Source organism: Kribbella sp. NPDC051718 (assembly GCF_040681515.1).
Lineage (GTDB): Bacteria > Actinomycetota > Actinomycetes > Propionibacteriales > Kribbellaceae > Kribbella.
Window position 1 is genome coordinate 792,157 of sequence record NZ_JBFAYZ010000003.1, and the last position, 18,399, is coordinate 810,555.

The window sequence follows — 18,399 nt, forward strand, 5'->3', positions numbered from 1 at the left end:
GTCGATCCCCGCTCGGGTGCTCCCACCCACCCCTTTCCCGGTCCCGCATAGCGCGGTGCCGCCGGTCCCGCGTCGCGGGTGGGTGCCCTGGTCGGGTTCGTCGCCTGTCGGGGACACACATGAGCCTGTACGCAACGACAGGCAGTAGTCCTGCCATCGGCCCTGCCCACCGCCGACGCACGCTCGACAATGGCCCTCGCCAGCGCGGACGTCCTGTTGCTATGCACGGGCGACTCGGTGCCCCGGCCCACCGGTGAAGGCCCGGCACGCGTCGGGCACCGCACCGCCGGGGGAGTCTGTACGCAACAGCAGGCAGTAGTCCTCCCTCCCGCCCCGCCCGCCGCCTACCGACGTCCGCCTCAAGCCTTCGCCGGCGAGGACTGCCTGTTGCTCGGTACGGCCGCCTTCAGCACCTTGGCTGGCCAGGCAACTGCGGCCAGCGGCTGCCGCAGCGAGCGGCGGCGGGTACGCGGGGGATCGGCTAGATGGGAGCGGCTGCCAGTCGGGTTTTGGTGGGAAGTTCAGCACCCGGATTCAACCGCAGGATGTCACCATGGGTGAAGGCGCAGTGAGCGCTTGCTTACAACGCGTGACGGCAGTGCGATTGTGGACTGTGAAAGGCGTTCCGGCGGTGGGATGAGAGTCCACCTGATGGTCGTCATGAGGTAGTCTCGGGACTCCCGGCTTGGGCCAATGTTGTCCCGCGGCCAGCAGTTGACCGTAGGACGACGGGAGCCCCTAGATGTATGGTCGCCCCCCATTCCCCAGCGAGGGCCTGTACGACGGACGCCACGAGCACGACGCGTGTGGTGTGGCCTTCGTAGCAACCCTCACCGGTGAACCGAGCCACGACATCGTGGCCAAGGCTTTGACCGCCCTGCGCAATCTCGAGCACCGTGGTGCTTCGGGTGCCGAGCCGGACTCCGGCGACGGCGCCGGCATTCTGATCCAGATCCCGGACGCGTACTACCGCAAGGTGTGCGACTTCGAGCTTCCGGTCGCCCGCAGCTACGCGACCGGTATCGCCTTCCTCCCGCAGGATCCCGACGACGCCTCCAAGGCGATCGCCCGGATCGAGGAGCTGGCGGCCGAGGAGAACCTGGCCGTTCTGGGCTGGCGCGAGATGCCGACCACCCCGGACCTGCTGGGCGCCACCGCGCGTTCGGTGATGCCGGTGTTCCGCCAACTGTTCGTGGCGGCCAAGGGCGGTCGCGTGCTCGGCCTGGCGCTGGAGCGGATGGCCTTCCGGCTGCGCAAGCGCGCCGAGAAGGAGACCGAGACCTACTTCCCGTCGCTGTCGAGCCGCACCATCACCTACAAGGGGATGCTGACCACCGACCAGCTGGACAAGTTCTTCCCCGAGCTGACCGACCCCGACCTCGCCTCGGCGATCGGCGTCGTGCACAGCCGGTTCTCCACCAACACGTTCCCCTCCTGGCCGCTGGCCCACCCGTACCGGTACATCGCCCACAACGGCGAGATCAACACCGTGCAGGGCAACCGGAACTGGATGCGCGCCCGCGAGGCACTGCTGGCCAGCGACCTGATCCCGGGCGACCTGGAGCAGCTCTACCCGATCTGTACGCCGGGAGCGTCCGACTCCGCCTCGTTCGACGAGGTGCTGGAGCTGCTCCACCTCGGCGGCCGCTCGCTGCCGCACGCCATGCTGATGATGATCCCGGAGGCGTGGGAGAACGCCACCACGATGGATCCCAAGCGCCGCGCTTTCTACGAGTTCCACTCGACCCTGATGGAGCCGTGGGACGGACCGGCCTCGGTCGTCTTCTCCGACGGTACGAAGGTCGGCGCGGTCCTCGACCGCAACGGCCTGCGCCCTTCGCGGTACTGGGTCACCGATGACGGCTTGGTCGTACTGGCGTCCGAAGCGGGCGTACTGGACATCGACCCGGCGACCGTGGTCCAGAAGGGCCGGCTCGAGCCGGGCAAGATCTTCCTGGTCGACGTCGAGGGCCACCGGATCATCACTGACAACGAGGTGAAGTCGGCGCTGGCCGGCGAGAACCCGTACGACGAATGGCTGCACGCCGGCCTGATCCGGTTCGACGACCTGCACGAGCGCGAGCACGTCGTCCACAGCCACGCCTCGGTCACCCGGCGCCAGCAGGTCTTCGGGTACACCGAGGAGGAGCTGCGCATCCTGCTCACCCCGATGGCCAAGTCCGGTGCCGAGCCGATCGGCTCGATGGGTACCGACACCCCGATCGCCGTCCTGAGCGACCGGCCGCGGCTGCTGTTCGACTACTTCGCGCAGTTGTTCGCACAGGTCACCAACCCGCCGCTGGACGCGATCCGCGAGGAGCTCGTCACCTCGCTGTCGTCGTCGCTGGGGCCGGAGGCGAACCTGCTCAACCCGGGTCCTGCCTCCTGCCGTCAGGTGGTGCTGCCCTTCCCGGTGCTCACCAACGACGAGCTGGCGAAGCTCCGCCACATCAACCTGGACGGTGACCTGCCCGGCCTCGCGACGACCGTGCTGCGCGGTCACTACGAGGTCGAGGGCGGCGGCGCGTCGCTCAAGGCCCGGCTCGACGAGATCTGCGCCGAGGCCGACGAGGCGATCGCTCAGGGCGCCCGCATCCTGGTCCTGTCCGACCGCCACTCGAACGCCGAGAACGCGCCGATCCCGTCGCTGCTGCTGACCGCCGCGGTTCATCACCACCTGGTGAGGGAGAAGACCCGCACCCAGGTCGGTCTGGTCGTCGAAGCCGGCGACGTCCGCGAGGTGCACCACGTCGCCCTGCTGATGGGGTACGGCGCGGCCGGCGTCAACCCGTACCTGGCGCTGGAGTCCGTCGAGGACCTCTGCCGCCGCGGTACGTACCTGCCCGGTATCGAGCCCGAGCAGGCCGTCCGCAACCTGGTGAAGTCGCTGGGCAAGGGCGTGCTCAAGGTGATGTCCAAGATGGGCGTCTCCACCGTCGCGTCGTACACGGGCGCGCAGATCTTCGAGGCCAACGGCCTGTCCCCGGACCTGGTCGAGGAGTACTTCACCGGCACGTCGTCCAAGCTCGGCGGCATCGGTCTCGACGTCATCGCCGAGGAGGTCAGGCGCCGGCACCTGCGGGCGTACCCGGCCGACGGCATCGTCAGCGCGCACCGCAAGCTCGACGTCGGTGGCGAGTACCAGTGGCGGCGTGAGGGCGAGCCGCACCTGTTCGACCCCGAGACCGTGTTCCGGTTGCAGCACTCGACCCGCACGGGGCGGTACGACATCTTCAAGCAGTACACGGCCCGCGTCGACGAGCAGTCGGAGCGGCTGATGACGCTGCGCGGCCTGTTCGGCTTCAAGTCGGATCGTGGGCCGATCTCGATCGACGAGGTCGAGCCGGTGTCGGCGATCGTCAAGCGGTTCTCGACGGGTGCGATGAGCTACGGCTCGATCAGCGCCGAGGCGCACACCACGCTCGCGATCGCGATGAACCAGCTCGGTGGCAAGTCGAACACCGGTGAGGGCGGCGAGGACTCCGACCGGCTGCACGACCCGTCCCGGCGGAGCTCGATCAAGCAGGTCGCGTCGGGCCGCTTCGGCGTCACGTCGGAGTACCTGACGAACTCCGACGACATCCAGATCAAGATGGCGCAGGGCGCGAAGCCCGGTGAAGGTGGTCAGCTGCCGGGGCACAAGGTGTACCCGTGGGTGGCCAGCACCCGGCACTCCACGCCGGGCGTCGGCCTGATCTCGCCGCCGCCGCACCACGATATCTACTCGATCGAGGACCTGGCTCAGCTGATCCACGACCTGAAGAACGCGAACCCGCTGGCCCGGGTCCACGTGAAGCTGGTCTCGGAGGTCGGCGTCGGCACGATCGCGGCCGGGGTGAGCAAGGCACACGCGGACGTCGTACTGATTTCCGGGCACGACGGTGGTACCGGTGCGGCTCCGCTGACGTCGCTGAAGCACGCGGGTGGGCCCTGGGAGCTCGGTCTGGCCGAGACGCAGCAGACCCTGCTGCTCAACGGGTTGCGCGACCGGATCGTCGTACAGACCGACGGCCAGCTCAAGACCGGCCGGGACGTGGTCGTCGCGGCCCTGCTCGGCGCAGAGGAGTACGGGTTCGCCACGGCTCCGCTGGTCGTCTCGGGCTGCATCATGATGCGCGTCTGCCACCTGGACACGTGTCCGGTCGGCGTCGCGACTCAGAACCCGGTACTGCGTGAGCGCTTTGCGGGCAAGCCGGAATTCGTCGTCAACTTCTTCGAGTTCATCGCGGAGGAGGTCCGGGAGTACCTGGCCGAGCTCGGCTTCCGCACGCTCGACGAGGCGATCGGGCATGCCGAGGTTCTGGACATCAAGCGCGCTGTCGACCACTGGAAGGCCGATGGGCTGGACCTGTCGCCGATCCTGCACGTGCCTTCGCTGCCGGAGGGTGCTTCGCGGCACCAGACCGTCACCCAGGACCACGGGCTCGACAAGGCGCTCGACAACGAGCTGATCCGGATCTGCGCGCCGGCCATCGACAACGGCGAGCCGGTCCGGGCGCAGCTGGCGATCCGGAACGTCAACCGGACGGTCGGCACCATGCTCGGCAACGCGATCACCAAGAAGTACCGGGCCGCCGGGCTGCCCGACGGCACGATCGACCTGACCTTCACCGGGTCGGCCGGCAACTCGTTCGCCGCCTTCGTGCCGCGCGGAGTCACGCTCCGGCTGGAGGGCGACGCCAACGACTACGTCGGCAAGGGCCTGTCCGGTGGACGCGTGGTGATCCGCCCGGACCGCGAGGCGCGGTTCGACGCGGCCGACCAGATCATCGCCGGCAACGTGATCGCGTACGGCGCGACCTCGGGTGAGCTGTTCATCAACGGTGGCGCAGGGCAACGGTTCTGTGTCCGGAACTCGGGTGCCACCGCGGTCGTCGAAGCAGTCGGCGACCACGCCTGCGAGTACATGACGGGTGGTCGCGTCGTCGTCATCGGCGCGACCGGCCGGAACTTCGCGGCGGGCATGTCGGGCGGCGTGGCCCACGTGCTCGATCTGGATCCCGCGCTGGTGAACCCGGAGCTGGTCGACCTGCTCCCGCTCACCGAGGCGGAGTCCGAGCTGTTGCACGACCTGGTCCGCAGGCACCACGAGGAGACCGGTTCCGAGCGCGCTGAGAAGCTGCTCGGGGATTGGACCTCCGCGGCTGCCCGCTTCACCACGGTGATGCCTCGCGACTACGCCCGGGTTCTGGCGGCCAAGGCGGCCGCCGAACGCGACGGGCTGGACGAGGACGCCACCACGCGAGCGATGATGGAGGCCATCTGATGGCTGATCCCAAGGGATTCCTGACCACCCAGCGCGAGGTCGCCGACCGCCGCCCGGTCGAGGAACGCAAGCAGGACTGGAAAGAGGTCTACCCCGGTGGACCCGGCAAGGCGTTGCTGCCGATCATCAGCAAGCAGGCGGGCCGCTGCATGGACTGCGGCATCCCGTTCTGCCACTCCGGCTGCCCGCTGGGCAACCTGATCCCGGAGTGGAACGACCTGGTCTGGCGTGACGACTGGACCGGCGCGATCGAGCGGCTGCACGCGACCAACAACTTCCCGGAGTTCACCGGGCGGCTGTGCCCGGCTCCCTGTGAGCCGGCCTGTGTGCTCGGCATCAACCAGGAGCCGGTCACGATCAAGAACGTCGAGGTCGCGATCATCGACAAGGCCTGGGAGGCCGGCGACGTCCGGCCCCAGCCGCCGGAATGGCTGACCGGCAAGACGATCGCGGTCGTCGGCTCCGGGCCGGCCGGCCTCGCGGTGGCTCAGCAGTTGACGCGGGCCGGTCATACCGTCGCTGTCTACGAGCGCGCCTCGGCGCCGGGTGGACTGCTGCGGTTCGGCATCCCCGAGTTCAAGATGGAGAAGGTGCAGGTCGAGCGCCGGATCCAGCAGATGAAGGAAGAGGGCACCGTCTTCCGCTCCGGCGTCAACGTCGGCGTGGACGTCACCGGGACGCAGCTCAAGCAGCGGTACGACGCGGTCGTGATCGCCACCGGCGCGACGGCGGCTCGCGATCTGCCGGTACCGGGCCGCGAGTTCGGCGGCATCCACCAGGCGATGGAGTACCTGCCGCAGGCCAACAAGGTCGCGCTGGGGGAGACGGTCGAGGACCAGATCGTTGCCACTGGCAAGGACGTGGTGATCATCGGTGGTGGTGACACGGGCGCCGACTGCCTCGGTACCGCGCACCGCCAGGGTGCTCGCAGCGTCACCCAGCTGGAGATCATGCCGCGGCCTTCGGAGGAGCGGCCTGCTGGGCAGCCCTGGCCGACGTATCCGATGATCTATCGCGTCGCCTCGGCGCACGAGGAGGGCGGCGATCGCGTCTACGCGGTCTCCACCAACAACTTCGTGGCGGATGCCGACGGCAACGTATCCGGTCTGGACCTGGTCGAGGTCGAACTCGTCGAGGGTCGCTTCACCCCGGTACCGGGCAGTGAGCGCACCATCCCGGCGCAGCTCGTCCTGCTGGCGATGGGCTTCCTCGGCCCGGAGCGCGAAGGATTCCTCGAGCAGTTGGGCGTCGAACTGGACGAGCGCGGCAACGTCAAGCGCGACAAGTCGTACCAGACCTCGGTCGAGGGTGTCTTCGCCTGCGGTGACGCGGGCCGAGGCCAGTCCCTGATCGTCTGGGCCATCGCCGAGGGTCGCTCCTGCGCCGCCGGCGTAGACACCCACCTAACCGGCTCCTCCACCCTCCCAACCCCCATCCCACCCACCGCCCGCCCCCTGGTGGTCTGACACATCTGAGGGGTTAACCCCTCAGATGGTGGGTTGCCTCGTCAGATTCTGGCTAGGCAACCCACCACTTGAGGGGTTAACCCCTCAGACGGCGTGGGTACCGTGCGGTGTTTGAACTCGGGCAATAGGTTGGGGATCGTGTTTCGACGGCTGGTGACCAGGGCCCGGGTCCGCAAAGCGGCGCCGTGGGCCGCGCTGGTGCTGCTCTGGCTGGTCGTCTCGGTCTCGATCGGCCTGCTCGGCTTCGCCAACGACTCCGAACGCGTCACCATCGGCGCACACGCTGCCACCGTGTCGCCGACCTTCGACAACCATGCCACTCTCGACCTCGGGGCCGTACTGCCGCGTCTGCGCCTGCAGACCGACCTACCGGCAGATCTCGGCCTCAACATCGACATCCAGGAAACCGACGCCGACAACCTCACCGAGCTGCTCAACCGCGACGCCCTGATCGCCTCCCAGCCCGACGGTGAGATCGCCCGGATCCGCCAGGTCGTCCGCGAGATGGCCGTCGACAACGCCGTCGCCGGCGCCGGTTCAGGTCTGCTGGTCGCCGTCATCGTCGCGACTGGCTGGGCGATGGTCGGTCCCCGTCGCCGGCGCGAGCTCTGGAAGGCACTCCACAACTCTGAACGCCGAGTACAGCACCGCGCGATCGTCGTACTGGTCGCCATGCTGACCACGATCGCGTCGATCTTCGGCCCAGCCGCGATGCGGACCCCCGAGGCCGTCCCGACCACCTGGCAACCACTCTCGAAGCTGCTGCCCGAGCTGTCCTTCGACGACCGCCTCAAGAGCGTCGAGGTCGCGTCCGGCTTCTCGACGACCGGTGGCGTGGGCGTCATCCGTACGGCGGTCGAGACGTACGAGCGCAGTACCGAGTTCTACGGCCAGCTCCGCGACCGGGTCAGCCGGGTCGGCGGCCGGATCCACCAGGCGGCCGAGGGGGAGACCATCGCGCTGCTGGTGTCGGACCGGCACGACAACATCGGGATGGACCCGTTCGCCGCCGAGGTCGCCAAGGTCGCCGGGGCGAAGGTACTGATCGGTGCCGGCGACGACTCGTCCTCGGGGCAGGCGTGGGAGGTGTTCAGCATCAACTCGCTCGCCCAGCACTTCAAGGACCTCAAGGTCGTAGCCGTCGCGGGCAACCACGACGCCGGCGGGCACATCGAGGACGCGATGCGGAAGAACAAGTTCACCGTGCTCGACAGCAAGCCGGTCGAGGTCGAGGGAATCCGGTTCCTCGGCGACAGCGACCCGACCAGGACCGGTCTCGGCAGCGCGGACACCCCAGGCGACGAGACGACGGTGGAGCAGTCCAAGCGGCTGGCCGACGTGGCCTGCGACCAGCCCGAGGACAAGCGGATCTCGACCTTCGTCGTCCACGATCCGGCATCCTTCCAGGACACGGCGAACCGCGGTTGCGCGTCGCTGCTGCTGTCCGGTCACCTGCATCGCCAGGTGGGGCCGGAGACGAAGATCCTCGACGGCAAAGCGGTCACCACCTTCACCAACGGGACCACCGGCGGGGCGGCGTACGCGTTCGCCCTCGGGTACACCCTGCGGCGGCCGGGCGAGGTCACCCTGGTCACCTACGTGAAGGGTCAGCCGACCGGTCTGCAGACCGTCACGGCCGAGCTGACGGGTGAGATCACCGTGGGCGCGTACAAGCCGCTGGCCAACTGACACAAGGTGTTAACCCGTCAGTAACGGGGGCGGACCAGCGGCGCAGTGGTCTTGTAGGAGTAGGGTTTTGTGACGTGCGTCGCGCAAAGATCGTTTGTACGCTCGGCCCGGCTACGGCCGCCCCTGAGCGCATCCTGGAACTCGTCCAAGCAGGCATGGACGTCGCAAGGCTGAACCTGAGCCACGGCGCCCACGCCGAGCATGAGCGCATCTACCACCGGATTCGCGCTGCAGCGGAGGAGACCGGCAAAAACGTCGGCATCCTCGTCGACCTGCAGGGCCCGAAGATCCGGCTGGCGGAGTTCGCCGAAGGCAAGGTCACCTTGACCTACGGCGAGCGCTTCACCATCACCACCCGGGAGGTTCCCGGTGACGTGAACATCTGCGGTACGACGTACGACGGGCTGCCCGGTGACGTCAATCCGGGTGATCAGCTGCTCATCGACGACGGCCGCATCGCCCTGGTCGCCGAGGAGGTGACCGAGACCGACGTGATCTGCCGGGTGGTCGTCGGCGGACCGGTGTCGAACCACAAGGGCATCAACCTGCCCGGCGTCACGGTGAGCGTGCCGGCCATGTCGGAGAAGGACGCGGAGGACCTGCGCTGGGCCCTGCACCTGCCGGCCGACATGATCGCGCTGTCGTTCGTACAGCGCGCGGCCGACATCCAGATCGTGCACAAGATCATGGAAGAGGAAGGTCACCGGATCCCGGTGATCGCCAAGATCGAGAAGCCGCAGGCGGTCGCCAACCTGGACGAGATCATCGAGGCCTTCGACGGCTTCATGGTCGCCCGCGGTGACCTCGGTGTGGAGCTCCCGCTGGAGGAGGTCCCGCTGGTCCAGAAGCTGATCATCGACCAGGCCCGGCTGAACGCGAAGCCGGTGATCGTCGCCACCCAGATGCTGGAGTCGATGATCTCCGCCCCGCGCCCGACCCGGGCCGAGGCCTCCGACGTCGCCAACGCGGTGCTCGACGGCGCCGATGCGGTGATGCTGTCCGGCGAGACCAGCGTCGGCCGGTTCCCGATCGAAACGGTCAAGACGATGGCCCGCATCGTCGCGTCGACCGAGCAGCACGGCCTCGGCCGCGTCGCCGAGATCGACTGGGAACCCCGCACCAAGGGCGGCGTGATCGCCAAGGCGGCCGCCGACGTCGCGGAGCGGATGGAGGCCAAGTACCTGGTCGCCTTCACCCAAAGCGGCGACACGGCGCTGCGCCTGGCCCGCTACCGCACCGAAATCCCGGTCCTGGCCTTCACCCCCGTCCCATCAGTCAGCGCCTGGCTGAGCGTCGTCTGGGGCATCGAGACCCACATCGTCCCGACCGTCCAGCACACCGACGACATGGTCCGCCAGGTAGACCAACGCCTCCTCGAACTGGGCAAACTCCAAAAGGGCGACCTGGTGGTCATCGTCGCCGGCTCCCCACCCTCCATCCCCGGCTCCACCAACGCCCTCCGAGTCCACCGAATGGGCGACGCCATCAGCGGCGCCGCCCCGGCGTACCGCGACTGACAGAACTAAGCAACAGCCATAGGCGGCCAGTCACCCGACTGGCCGCCTCTATGCCATCTGCGGCGACCTTGAACACCTTCTGGTGACCTTGAACAAGCTATTACTTGTTCAAGGTCACCAGAAGGTGTTCAAGGACACGCTTCTTGTACGCAGACGGCGCTCCTGCGTGCGTCAGGCGCCGTCGTTGATGGCTCAGGACTTCGGGCCTATATGCCGGTCGAGTACGGCGACGCCTTCGCGCCTGGCAACTGAGAGGGCATTGCGCCGCGGCATTCGCCAGGGGATGGCGAGTAGGTCCAAGGCCCATTGGCAGAGCTCCATGATGTCGGCGGACTCGTTGGAGAACTGGTAGCGCGGGTATTCGTACCGCTTCTGCATGCCGCCGACGGGCCGGGTCGTCCAATTCGTCACCCGGCAGCCGTCGGAATGGAACAGGCCTCGCAGGAACGGCCCGGGTTCCGCGATGACGAGGTTTCGCTGCCAGTCGGTCAGCTTGATCTCGCGGAGGTGCTTCGGGCCGGAGCCGTGCTGGGGGAAGTGGCAGGGCCAGTGCTTCCAGTAGGAGACGACTGAGATATATCCGGTGGCCTGCACCCGGCGGACCGGGCGAGTTGGGTGGACGGCGCACATGGAGGCCTCGGCTTCGTCGATCAGTCGAGGGTATTTGTTGTCGCAGGCAACCCGAAGGGCGTAGACCTGCTTCTTCCCGACGGAGAGACAGCCGTCACCGAGGTAGAGGCCGAGCAGATGCGCGTATGGTCCGGCCGCCGGCTTCCCGTTGGTGCAGAGCGGGCAGTCGACCGGCCCGTACTCCGCGCCCGCCCGGTCCCGCCAGTCACGGAGAGTAGCGCGACTCACTCCGAGAAGGCGACTCACTGCACTCAAGGTCTCACCGGCCGCGAGCAACTCACGCGCTCGTCCTCGCATCCGGTTGTCGTACACAGACCGAGCTTCACAGGCCCCACCGACACATCGGCCGGGAACCAAAACAGCCCCGAACCGGGGTGGGTTCGAGGCTGAGATTGTGCCCTGGGTGGGATTCGAACCCACACTGTATGGTGTTTGAGACCATTTTCTCTGCCGTTGGAATACCAGGGCTTTCCGCCCGAGATCCTAACCTACGGAGCAGGTCGCGGCACTGCAGGGGCGCGCTGTTCGCTGCCCCGCTTCCGCCGTCAGACGGCTCCGCCGAGCACGACCTATCTTCGTTGTTCTGGTGGCCTTCTGGCAAATCGATTCCACCTCACCGGCGGCGGAGAAATTGTCGGTCGTCGTTGACAGCCTTGTGTCATGCCTCACTTCAGGTCGCAGGAGACGGTGGACTCCGCGCTGCGGATGTCAGACAGCGGGATCAGCGATCGGGCTGACGCTGAGATTCATGGCGTTGCGGTGAAGACGATCAAGAGGTGGCGGCGGCAGCACCAAGAGCTGGGACTGCCGCGTGGGCAGGGATTCCAGCCGACGCCGTGTCCGCGGTGCGATGGGGCCGAGCTTGATCAGGCGGCGTACGCGTTGTTGCTTGGGTGGTACCTGGGTGATGGGCACATCGTGTTGGCGAGGCGCGGGGTGTACGTGCTGTCGATCTCGAACGATCCGAAGTATCCGGTGCTCAACCAGGAGATCGCGGCGACGATGCGGCTGGTGAAGCCGACAGGTAGTCCGTGCCTTCGGAACGGGAGCGCGATTCGGATCGAGGTGCGGTGGAAGCACTGGCCTTGTCTGTTTCCGCAGCATGGGCCGGGGCGGAGCATCTGCGCAAGATCGAGCTGGCGGACTGGCAACGGGAGATAGTTGCCGAGTACCCCGAACAGCTGCTGCGCGGGCTGTTCCATTCGGATGGTTGCCGGTTCGTCAACTGGGCGACCAAGGTGACTGCGGATGGCGGAACCAAGCGGTACGAGTACATCCGCTACCAGTTCTGGAACGAGTCCGACGACATCCGGAACATATTGACCGATGCTCTGGATCTGTTGGGTATCGCGTGGCGGAGGCCTCGGATGAACGCGGTGGCTGTGAGTCGGCGCGAGGGGGTCGAGGCGCTGGATCGGTTCGTCGGGGGGAAGAGCTGAGAGGGGGATCGATAGGGTGGACCTTGTGAATGCTAAGCGGGTGGTGATTGCGGAGGATGAGGCGCTGATCCGGATGGATCTGGCGGAGATGCTCGAGGAGGAGGGGTATGACGTCGTCGGGCAGGCGGGGGATGGTGAGGAGGCCATTCGGCTGGCGACTGAGCATCGGCCTGATCTGGTGATTCTGGATGTGAAGATGCCGAAGCTGGACGGGCTCAGTGCGGCGGAGAAGATCGCGGGGGACCGGATCGCTCCGGTGCTGATGCTGACCGCGTTCTCGCAGCGGGAGCTGGTCGAGCGGGCCCGGGATGCGGGGGCGATGGCGTACCTGGTGAAGCCGTTCTCCAAGGCGGATCTGCTGCCGGCCATCGAGATCGCCGCCTCGCGGTACGTCGAACTGGCCGAGCTCGAGCGTGAGGTGGCCGATCTGGCCGAGCGGCTGGAGACCCGCAAGCTGGTCGACCGGGCCAAGTCGGTGCTGCAGACCAAGTTCGGGCTGACCGAGCCGGACTCGTTCCGCTGGATCCAGAAAACCGCCATGGATAAAAGAGTTTCGATGCGTCAGGTCGCCGAGTTGGTTGTTGACGAGGCGGGTAGTGACGACTGAGTCACTCTCTGCTCATCGGAAAGCGCCACGAGGACGGCATTAACAGTCGTCACTGATGCTCATGCTGCTTACCGCTGTAACGACCTCACAACACACGCTCCGTCACGTTCGCTTGTGACGCTTCCGGAGGTCTAACCTGCGGGTGCTCGCGGCAATCGCGGGAGTCCGGGGGTTTGCTCGGACTATCCAGACATGGGAGGAACAGTGCAGCAGCGTTCCGTAGTACGGGTCGGCGCGACGCTGATCGTGGCGTCGTTGGCCCTGACTGCCTGCGGTTCACGCAGCAAGGACGACAACGCCGGGGGCGGCGGCAGTGCGACCAAGACCGCCAAGATCGGCGTCATCGCACCTCTGTCAGGCGACCTGTCGGCGCTGGGTCTGGGTATCCAGCACTCGGTCGAACTGGCTATCAAGCAGGCCAACGACACCAACGCGATCCCGGGCTGGAAGCTCGAGGTCGACGCGAAGGACGACGAGGCCAAGCCGGACCCGGGTAAGAACGCCGCCACGTCGCTGGCCGGCGACAAGGACGTCATCGGCGTCGTCGGAACGCTGAACACCAGCGTCAGCCAGCAGGTCCAGCCGGTCCTGTCGACCGCCAAGATCGTCCAGGTCTCGCCGGCCAACACCGGCCCCGGCCTGACCCAGGGCGTCGACTGGCAGAAGGACCCGAAGCGTCCGTACGCCTCGTACTTCCGCACCTGCACCACGGACGCGGTCCAGGGCCCGTTCGCGGCCCGGTACCTGTACGAGACGGCCAAGATCACCAAGGTCGCCACGGTGCACGACAAGAAGGCGTACGGCCAGGGTCTGGTCGGCACCTTCACCGAGGAGTTCAAGAAGCTGGGCGGTACGGTCGTCGAGGCCGAGACCATCAACCCGGACGACTCGAACTACCAGGCCGTCGTGACCGCGATCAAGCCGAGCGCGCCGCAGGCCATCTACTACGGTGGCGAGTACCCGGCCGCCGGACCGCTGTCGCAGCAGATGAAGGCCGCCGGCCTGAACGTCCCGCTGATGGGCGGCGACGGCATCTTCGACCCGAAGTACATCACCCTGGCGGGCAAGACCTCCACGGGTGACCTGGCCACCTCGGTCGGCGCGCCGGTCGAGGCGCTGGACTCGGCGAAGAAGTTCGTCGCCGACTACGCCGAGCAGAAGTACCCGGAGCCGTACGCGGCTTACGGTGGCTACTCCTACGACGCGGCCAACGCGATCATCAACGCGCTGAAGGTCTCGCTGAAGGACGCCAAGGACGTCGAGTCGGCCCGTCAGGCGACCATCGACGCGATGAGCAAGGTCAGCTTCGACGGCGTCACCGGCAAGGTCGCGTTCGACCAGTACGGCGACACCACGTCCAAGGTCCTGACCGTCTACAAGGTGGATGCCGGCAAGTGGGCCACCGTGGAGACCAAGGACTTCGAGAGCAAGTAGTCGACCCATGACCCGGGGGTGGGACGCCACACGTCGTCCCACCCCCGTGGCATGCCGCAAACTCAAGCCAGTTGGGAGGTCGACGTGGACCTGTTCTTTCAGCAGCTCGTGAACGGGCTGACCCTTGGATCGCTGTACGCCCTGATCGCGGTCGGGTACACCGTCGTCTACGGCATCGTTCAGCTCATCAACTTCGCCCACGGCGAGGTCTTCATGATCGGTGCGTTCGGCGCACTGACCACGTACCTGTTGTTCTTCGACGGTCAGACCGGCGTCTGGATCCTGCCGATCATGATCATCGGCGCCATGATCGCCTCGGTCGGCACCGCGGTGCTGATGGAGCGGATCGCGTACCGTCCCCTGCGGAACGCGCCCCGCCTCGCACCACTGATCACGGCGATCGGCATCTCGGTCTTCCTGCAGGAGTTCATCCGGCTCTTCTACGAGAAGATCCCGGACTTCCCGAGCGCCAAGCAGCGGATCCCGTTCCCGCAGCTCGACGTCGTCAGCGGCACGGCCGTTCAGGTCGGCAGCGTGACGATCCAGCGGTCTGCGATCTTCACCGTCGCCGCGCTGATCATCTGTTCGGCACTGCTCTGGTACTTCATCACCCGGACCCGGCTGGGCCGCGGCATGCAGGCCGTCTCGCAGGACCCGGACACCGCCCGGCTGATGGGTATCAACGTCGACCGGATCATCGTCGTGGCGTTCGCGCTCGGCGCCGTCCTGGCCGCCGTCGCCGGTGTCTCGCAGGGCCTGCAGAACAACAACATCGACTTCCGGATGGGCTTCCTGGCCGGTCTGAAGGCGTTCACCGCCGCGGTGCTGGGCGGTATCGGCAACATCCAGGGCGCCGTGGTCGGTGGCCTGGTGCTCGGCGTCGTCGAGGCGATGGCGACCCAGTTCGGCCTCGGCGGTAGTACCTGGAAGGACGTCTGGGCGTTCGTGATCCTGATTCTGGTGCTGGTCTTCCGGCCGCAGGGTCTGCTCGGAGCGAGGGTGGTGGATCGCGCATGAGAATTCCCAACCTGCCCGAGAGCTTCACGGCCAAGCACGCTGCCAAGGGCTGGCCGCTCGGCCTGGCCGGGGTGGCGCTGCTGATCATCGGCTCCTTCCTGTCCTGGAGCTACGACGACCAGATCCTGGGCGACCTGTCGATCAACTTCTACCCCGGTGGCCTGCAGATCCTGGCCATCATCGGCGGGGTCGTCGGCCTGTTGCTGCTGCTCACCGTCAAGGGACCGCTCGAGTCCCGGATCGGGCCCTGGCTCGACGCGGCGCTCGGACTGCGTGCCCTCGGCCTGTGGATGCTGATCTACATGGTGCTGGTACTCGTTGCCATCACCACCGATTCCACCGGCCTGATCAACGTCAACCCGGGTGGCTGGGTGTCCTTCGTGGGCGCGCTGCTGCTGTTCCTGGGCGCGCGGGTCGTTCCGCTGCGCGAGCACCGTGACCTGGCCGCGGCCAGGGCGCCGGGCTGGGCCGAAGTACTCGCGATCGCCGTCGTGATGGCGGGTGTGCTGTTCGGTGCGGCCTACGCGCTGGGCCGCGACGACGCCTGGTCGTTCGTGCTGTTCCTGGTCTTCGCCGCCGGCGTCATCGCGATGATGGTGCGGACCGGCATCCTGACCTGGTTCGGTCACGTCGCCCAGCGGCAGAAGAAGATCCTCACCCTGTCGGCGTTCCTGGTCGCGTTCCTGTTCCCGTTCACCCAGAACGGGTCGGACGCGAACATGTCGATCGCCACCCAGGTGCTGGTCTTCGCCGCGACGGCGATGGGCCTGAACATCGTGGTCGGCCTGGCCGGCCTGCTGGACCTCGGCTACATCGCCTTCCTCGGCTCCGGCGCCTACGTCGCGGCGACCATGTCGCAGTCGGCGTTCGCCACCATCGGCTGGAAGCCGCCGTTCCTGGTGGTCGTCCTGCTCGGTGCGAGCGTGGCGGCGGTGCTGGGCCTGATCATCGGTTCGCCGACGCTGCGGGTCTCCGGTGACTACCTGGCGATCGTGACGCTGGGCTTCGGTGAGATCTTCCGGTTCTCGATGTTCAACCTGGACGGCAACAACGGGCCGAACCTGACCAACGGCCCGAACGGTGTCCCCGGCATCCCGGACCTGGAGATCGGCAGCTTCAACTTCGGCGCTACGCACACGATCGCCGGCATCGATCTGGGCAGGTTCTCGAACTACTACTTCCTGCTGCTGATCCTGATCGGCGGCGTCATCCTGGTCTTCGCCCGGCTGAACGACAGCCGGATCGGTCGCGGCTGGGTCGCCATCCGCGAGGACGAGAAGGCCGCCGAGGCGATGGGTGTCAACGTCTTCGGCCTGAAGCTGCTGGCGTTCTCCGTCGGCGCCTTCCTGGCCGGCCTGGCCGGCACCATCAAGGCCCACCAGGACGGTGCGGTCAGCCCGGACCAGTACGTCTTCCTCGAGTCGGCGTTCCTGCTCGCGGCGATCGTGCTGGGCGGTATGGGTACCATCGCCGGTGTGTTGCTGGGAGCAACGATCCTGAAGTTGCTGCCGGAGAAGCTGCGGTTCTTCTCGGAGTACCGGCTGCTGTTGTTCGGTCTGCTGCTGGTGCTGATGATGCGGTTCCGTCCGGAGGGGCTGGTCGCGAGCAGACGGCGGCAGCTGGAGTTCCACGAAGAGGACGAGGCACTCGCGGTGGCGGTCGAGCACGACCTGATCGAGGAGGCGAGATGACCGTCACGGAGGAAGTGACCAACGCCGCGCCGGGCACTCCGCAGGTGGTCCTGGAGGCCTCCGGCGTGACCATGCGGTTCGGCGGTCTGCTGGCCGTCAGCGAGGTCAACCTGACCGTCCGCGAAGGCGAGATCGTCGGTCTGATCGGCCCGAACGGGGCCGGCAAGACGACGTTCTTCAACTGCCTGACCGGGCTGTACAAGCCGACCAGCGGCCAGGTCCGGTTCGCCGGTACGCCGTTGCCGCCCAAGCCGCGCGCGGTCGTCACGGCGGGCATGGCCCGGACGTTCCAGAACATCCGGCTGTTCGCGAACATGACCGCGCTGGAGAACGTGATGGTCGGCCGCTACTGCCGGACCAGCGCGGGTGCGCTCACCGCCGTACTGCGGGGGCCGAAGTTCCGTCGCGAGGAGCGGGCCACCCGGGCCCGGGCCCAGGAGCTGCTCGAATTCGTCGGGCTCGGCAAGTCGGCCGAGCACCTGGCCCGCAACATGCCGTACGGCGACCAGCGGCGGCTCGAGATCGCCCGCGCGCTGGCCACCGACCCGAAGCTCATCCTGCTGGACGAGCCGACGGCCGGTATGAACCCGCAGGAGACCCGGCAGGCCAGCGACCTGATCTTCAAGATCCGGGACTCGGGCCTGTCCGTGGTCGTCATCGAGCACGACATGCGCTTCATCTTCAACCTGTGCGACCGGGTGCTGTGTCTGGTCCGCGGCGAGGCCCTGGTCGAGGGCACGCCGGGCGAGGTGCAGTCCGACCCGCGGGTGATCGAGGCGTACATCGGCACCGGTGAGGACGACGACGAGGACGAGGTGGACACCACCGCGGCCCACGTCCAGGACACCACCGTGGCCGACGAGGAGGGCAAAGCATGACCGCGATGCTCGAGGTCAAGGACCTGGAAGTCTCCTACGGCAAGATCGTCGCCGTGAAGGGGATCAGCTTCTCGGTCGAGCAGGGCCAGGTCGTCTCGCTGATCGGTACCAACGGTGCCGGCAAGACGACGACGCTGCGGACCATCTCCGGTCTGCTCCGGCCCAGTGGTGGCGAGATCACCTTCATGGGTCAGCGGATCGACAAGGTGCCGGCCCACGACATCGTCACGATGGGGCTGGCGCACTCACCCGAGGGCCGGCGGATCTTCCCCCGGCTGTCGGTGGAGGAGAACCTGCTGCTCGGTGCGTTCGCGCGCAACGACTCGGCGGCGATCCGCAAGGACCTGGACGCGGCGTACGAGCTGTTCCCGATCCTGGGGGAGCGGCGCAAGCAGCCGGCCGGTACGTTCTCGGGCGGTGAGCAGCAGATGCTCGCGATGGGCCGCGCGATGATGAGCAAGCCCAAGCTGCTGATGCTGGACGAGCCGTCGATGGGGCTGTCGCCGATCATGATGAAGCGGATCATGTCGACGGTCACCGAGCTGCAGAAGCAGGGCACCACGATCCTGCTGGTCGAGCAGAACGCCCAGGCGGCGCTCAAGCGGGCCGACTTCGGCTACGTGCTCGAGGTCGGCCAGATCGTGCTGTCCGGCTCCGGCCGCGAGCTGCTCGTCAACGACGACGTCCGCAAGGCGTACCTCGGCGAGGACTAGTACCCGGCGGTACTGGTTGCCTTGAACACCCAATGGGGACCTTGAACAGGTA

The 18,399-nt window shown here is 67.2% G+C and carries 12 protein-coding genes and 1 tRNA gene; 11 read left to right on the plus strand and 2 right to left on the minus strand.

Annotation, left to right across the window (positions count from 1 at the left end; genetic code table 11):
• The first annotated feature begins 742 nt into the window (after window positions 1–742).
• The 4 genes from gltB to pyk all read left to right on the plus strand — a co-directional run bounded on the left by gltB (window position 743) and on the right by pyk (window position 9,938).
• Window positions 743–5,266, plus strand: coding sequence for a glutamate synthase large subunit (gene gltB / locus AB0M15_RS15340; protein ID WP_363818257.1), 4,524 nt, complete (start codon window positions 743–745; stop codon window positions 5,264–5,266).
• Entirely contained in the window at window positions 5,266–6,732 is a 1,467-nt protein-coding gene (locus tag AB0M15_RS15345) for a glutamate synthase subunit beta (protein ID WP_363818259.1), read from the plus strand. Before gltB ends, AB0M15_RS15345 begins: the two co-directional genes overlap by 1 nt.
• A gap of 138 nt (window positions 6,733–6,870) precedes the next feature.
• The gene (locus AB0M15_RS15350; protein WP_363818261.1) at window positions 6,871–8,421 is read left to right on the plus strand and encodes a metallophosphoesterase; all 1,551 of its coding nucleotides are present in this window, start codon (window positions 6,871–6,873) and stop codon (window positions 8,419–8,421) included.
• Window positions 8,422–8,495: 74 nt separating this feature from the next.
• Entirely contained in the window at window positions 8,496–9,938 is a 1,443-nt protein-coding gene (gene pyk, locus AB0M15_RS15355) for a pyruvate kinase (protein ID WP_363818264.1), read from the plus strand.
• 192 nt (window positions 9,939–10,130) lie between these two features.
• Here pyk and AB0M15_RS15360 read toward each other — a convergent pair whose 3' ends face one another.
• On the minus strand, window positions 10,131–10,865 hold the full coding sequence (locus tag AB0M15_RS15360) for a helix-turn-helix domain-containing protein (protein ID WP_363818267.1): 735 nt from the start codon (window positions 10,863–10,865) through the stop codon (window positions 10,131–10,133).
• Between the two features lie 98 nt (window positions 10,866–10,963).
• A tRNA-Leu gene (locus AB0M15_RS15365) sits at window positions 10,964–11,036 on the minus strand.
• A gap of 617 nt (window positions 11,037–11,653) precedes the next feature.
• Here AB0M15_RS15365 and AB0M15_RS15370 point away from each other — a divergent pair.
• The 7 genes from AB0M15_RS15370 (at window position 11,654) to AB0M15_RS15400 (ending at window position 18,347) form a co-directional block, all read left to right on the plus strand.
• Entirely contained in the window at window positions 11,654–12,007 is a 354-nt protein-coding gene (locus tag AB0M15_RS15370; RefSeq protein WP_363818269.1) for a hypothetical protein, read from the plus strand.
• 16 nt (window positions 12,008–12,023) lie between these two features.
• Window positions 12,024–12,614 carry a response regulator gene (locus tag AB0M15_RS15375; RefSeq protein ID WP_363818272.1) on the plus strand — a complete coding sequence of 197 codons (591 nt, stop codon included), beginning with the start codon at window positions 12,024–12,026 and terminating at the stop codon, window positions 12,612–12,614.
• Window positions 12,615–12,806: 192 nt separating this feature from the next.
• Complete coding sequence (locus tag AB0M15_RS15380; RefSeq protein ID WP_363818274.1) at window positions 12,807–14,048, plus strand: branched-chain amino acid ABC transporter substrate-binding protein; 1,242 nt, start codon at window positions 12,807–12,809, stop codon at window positions 14,046–14,048.
• Window positions 14,049–14,132: 84 nt separating this feature from the next.
• Complete coding sequence (locus AB0M15_RS15385; RefSeq protein ID WP_363818277.1) at window positions 14,133–15,065, plus strand: branched-chain amino acid ABC transporter permease; 933 nt, start codon at window positions 14,133–14,135, stop codon at window positions 15,063–15,065.
• Window positions 15,062–16,756 carry a branched-chain amino acid ABC transporter permease gene (locus tag AB0M15_RS15390; RefSeq protein WP_363818280.1) on the plus strand — a complete coding sequence of 565 codons (1,695 nt, stop codon included), beginning with the start codon at window positions 15,062–15,064 and terminating at the stop codon, window positions 16,754–16,756. Before AB0M15_RS15385 ends, AB0M15_RS15390 begins: the two co-directional genes overlap by 4 nt.
• Window positions 16,753–17,634, plus strand: coding sequence for an ABC transporter ATP-binding protein (locus AB0M15_RS15395; RefSeq protein ID WP_363818284.1), 882 nt, complete (start codon window positions 16,753–16,755; stop codon window positions 17,632–17,634). The genes AB0M15_RS15390 and AB0M15_RS15395 overlap by 4 nt, the downstream gene beginning before the upstream one ends.
• Window positions 17,631–18,347 carry an ABC transporter ATP-binding protein gene (locus AB0M15_RS15400; protein WP_363818286.1) on the plus strand — a complete coding sequence of 239 codons (717 nt, stop codon included), beginning with the start codon at window positions 17,631–17,633 and terminating at the stop codon, window positions 18,345–18,347. The genes AB0M15_RS15395 and AB0M15_RS15400 overlap by 4 nt, the downstream gene beginning before the upstream one ends.
• The last annotated feature ends 52 nt before the right edge of the window (window positions 18,348–18,399 follow it).

Bases quoted from the DNA above. Each gene is read 5' to 3' on its own strand.
- AB0M15_RS15400 (WP_363818286.1), top strand. From the start codon at position 17,631: ATGACCGCGATGCTCGAGGTCAAGGACCTGGAAGTCTCCTACGGCAAG.
- AB0M15_RS15345 (WP_363818259.1), top strand. From the start codon at position 5,266: ATGGCTGATCCCAAGGGATTCCTGACCACCCAGCGCGAGGTCGCCGAC.
- AB0M15_RS15360 (WP_363818267.1), bottom strand. From the start codon at position 10,865: ATGCGAGGACGAGCGCGTGAGTTGCTCGCGGCCGGTGAGACCTTGAGT.
- AB0M15_RS15395 (WP_363818284.1), top strand. From the start codon at position 16,753: ATGACCGTCACGGAGGAAGTGACCAACGCCGCGCCGGGCACTCCGCAG.
- gltB (WP_363818257.1), top strand. From the start codon at position 743: ATGTATGGTCGCCCCCCATTCCCCAGCGAGGGCCTGTACGACGGACGC.
- AB0M15_RS15390 (WP_363818280.1), top strand. From the start codon at position 15,062: ATGAGAATTCCCAACCTGCCCGAGAGCTTCACGGCCAAGCACGCTGCC.
- AB0M15_RS15380 (WP_363818274.1), top strand. From the start codon at position 12,807: ATGGGAGGAACAGTGCAGCAGCGTTCCGTAGTACGGGTCGGCGCGACG.